The 2,869-nt window shown below is 70.2% G+C and carries 3 protein-coding genes; all 3 read right to left on the reverse strand.

The window, feature by feature from the left end; genetic code table 11:
• The coding region (locus tag FJY88_13165; protein ID MBM3288276.1) for a low specificity L-threonine aldolase at positions 1-374 on the reverse strand (374 nt) is incomplete at its 3' end.
• An 11-nt stretch (positions 375-385) separates the two neighbouring features.
• Positions 386-1,249, reverse strand: coding sequence for a branched-chain amino acid aminotransferase (locus FJY88_13170; protein MBM3288277.1), 864 nt, complete (start codon positions 1,247-1,249; stop codon positions 386-388).
• A complete protein-coding gene (locus FJY88_13175) occupies positions 1,246-2,496 on the reverse strand; it encodes a hypothetical protein (protein ID MBM3288278.1) in 1,251 nt (416 codons plus the stop codon). Before FJY88_13175 ends, FJY88_13170 begins: the two co-directional genes overlap by 4 nt.
• Positions 2,497-2,869 lie beyond the last annotated feature (373 nt).

Raw genomic sequence — 2,869 nt, forward strand, 5'->3', positions numbered from 1 at the left:
TGGACATTCGGCGGCCGCAGGGCCGCGCGCAACGTGTCGGCCGCCACCAACCCGCTCTCGCCCGGCAGCGGATGGACCTGGACGCCGGAGACGACCGCCGGGGCCCCCGCCTCGTAGAGATAGACGTGGCTGCGCTCCTCGAGGAGGACTTCCTCTCCGGGACTGGTGTGGACGGCGATCGCGGCCTGGTTGGCCATCGTCCCGCTGGCGACGAAGATTCCCGCCTCCTTCCCGAGGAGCGCGGCGACCTGCCGCTCCAGATCCTGCGCCGTCGGATCGTCGCCAAAGACATCGTCGCCGACGACCGCCTCCGCGATCGCGCGCCGCATCTCCGCCGTCGGCCTGGTGACCGTGTCGCTTCTGAGATCGACGATCTCCGCCGCGCTCATGCCGTCTCCTCGGGGTCGTCATAGAGGGCGCGCAGGGCTTCCCGCAACCTGCGCGAGAACTCGCCGCGCGCGCCCGCTCCGACTTTCCTCCCGTTGTATCTCGTGACGCTCAGGACTTCCCACGAGGTGCTCGTCAGCATGATCTCCTGTGCCTGCTCCAGGGCCTCCGGTCCCGCCTCCACCTCCGCCGCCGGCATGCCCAGAGCGTGGGCCGCGCGAAGGACCTTGTCCCGAGTGACTCCCCTCAGGATCCCGACGGAGCAGGGAGGGGTGCAGAGTGTCCCCGCCGGCGAGACCCAGAGGAGATTGCTGTGCGCCCCCTCGGCCAGCAGGCCGGCGGGATTCAGCAGGATGCCCTCCGCGGCCCCGGCCCGGACCGCCTCGCGGCGGGCGAGCAGGTTGTTCAGGAGATTGCTCGACTTGATCTCGGGACTGAGCGCGGCGATCGGCATCCTCCGGGTCGAGACGAGGATCGCCGCGACCCCCTCCCGATACTCCTCCTCGGTCAGCTCTATGAAAGGCTCGATCGTCACGACCCAGGTCGGCGTGAAGCCATCGAGCTGATCCCTGCCTCCCGTGCCGCGGCTCACGATGATGCGCATGCGGGCGGTCGCGAGATTGTTCCTCTTCATCAGCTCTCGCAGGATCGCAAGGGGATCGGGCTCCTCGCGCCCGATCTCAAGATCGAGCAGCCGCGCCGATCTGTGGAGCCTCTCGTGATGGTCCTTCCAGAAGAGCACCTTCCCGTTGCGGGATCGGAGGGTCTCGTAGATCGAGTCGCCATAGAGAAAGCCGCGATCCAGCACGGAGACCGTGGCCTCTTCCTGCAGCACGAAGCGCCCCTGGACGAAGTAGATCATCGGATCCCCCCACGGTAGAGGAGCTCGACCTTGATGGCGCGCGGCCCGAGGGCGAGTCGCGAGACGGTCGAGCCCGCGCGATCGAGGACATGAATCCCCTCCTCCCCCGCCGCCCACAGTCTTCCCCCCCTCGCGTCGCGCGTGATCCCGAGGACGCCGGGCAGAGGGACGCTCGCCGACTCCTTGAGCTCCCGGTCGAAGCGCACGAGCGCGGCGCGGCCCCGATCGGCGACCCAGACGCCACCCTCTCCATCGGGGCAGAGATCGCGCGGATCGACCAGGACGGAGTCGCTCCGCCCCCCGGAGCTTCCATCGAGCGCGAAGCGGAAGAGGCTCCCCTTCCTCGCGTCGAGGACGATGATCGCGCGATCCTCCTCGACCATAGCCACGGGATGCCCGAAGCCGGGACGGCGCGCGCTCAGGACTCGATCGCGGTAGATCTGGATCTCCCCGGTCTCCTCCGCGAGGCGCCCCCCGACCCAGACGGCGCCGTCGCTCGCGACGATGAGATCCTCCAGGTAGAGCCCGGTCACGTCCGACCAGAGCAGTCGGCCATCGGCGTCGCGCTCCTCGATCCTGCCGTCGCCGAACGACCCTGCGACGACGCGCTCCCCGCCCGCGCCGAGCGCGACGGCCCGCGCTTGCGGCATGTCCCAGGTCACGGAAGCGGAGCCGCCGTCGGAGGCGTGCTTGAGAATCTTCCCAGCAAGGTAGTCGGCCGACCAGATCGCGTTGGCGACCGTGTCGGCCGCGAGATCGAGGAACCAGCGCCCTCTCTCGATCCGCTCCACGAGATCCCGTCCGTCAGGCGTCAATCTCGCGAGCCCGCCGCCGTCGCTGTCGGCCACCCAGGGAATCTCCGGTCCCGGCCGCGCCTGATCCCACCGGGTCGGAAGCGCCGTCCCCGACGACAGCTCGAACTCGAGGCGGTACTCGTACTCGACTCCGTCGAGGGCGCCTTGGTCGGTGTACGCCAGCAGGGCCGGGTCGACCCCGCCGGGGGTCAGGGAGACGATCGGCCCGTCGGGCGCCTCGCGGCGGAAGACCCGCGCGAGGCCGATCCCCGATATGCCGCCGGTCTCCCAGACGAGGTCCACACGCCCATGGGCCGCGCGCGCATCGAGAAGAAACGGAATCCCACCCGTGTCGGGGTTTGACGGATCGAAAGGATTCGCGCGTTCGCGTTCCTCGCACCCGGCGATTGCAAGGAGCCCCACGAGCAGGACTGCCGCGCGCCGCCCCCTCACCGCGACTGTCCCCCGCGCCCTTCCGCGCCCGGACTCGCCCGCCCGTCCCTCTCGGCACCGGAATCCGGGGAGAGGCGATTCCCGGCGTCTCGGCGCCCATCGTCGTGTCTCTCAGGAAGAACCCAGGACAGGAGCGCGCAAACCAGCGCTGTCTCGGCTCCCACCCAAAGGGCCGTCGACAGCGCGTCCCTGTCTTCCGTCTGCCGATAGAGGCGCCGGATCTCGCCGGGTTCGGCGGCGCGCAGGTAGCTCGAGTAGGATCGATCGGCCGCTTCCTCCGCCACGATGCCTCCCGCCGCCAATGCCGCCGCCAGCCCCGGCATCGCGTAGCGGCCGAGCCGGCGCCACAGCGGCCGCGCGCGGGGGCGTTCCA

This window comes from Candidatus Eisenbacteria bacterium (genome assembly GCA_016867495.1).
Lineage (GTDB): Bacteria > Eisenbacteria > RBG-16-71-46 > CAIMUX01 > VGJL01 > VGJL01.

Bases quoted from the DNA above. Each gene is read 5' to 3' on its own strand.
- FJY88_13170 (MBM3288277.1), bottom strand. From the start codon at position 1,249: ATGATCTACTTCGTCCAGGGGCGCTTCGTGCTGCAGGAAGAGGCCACG.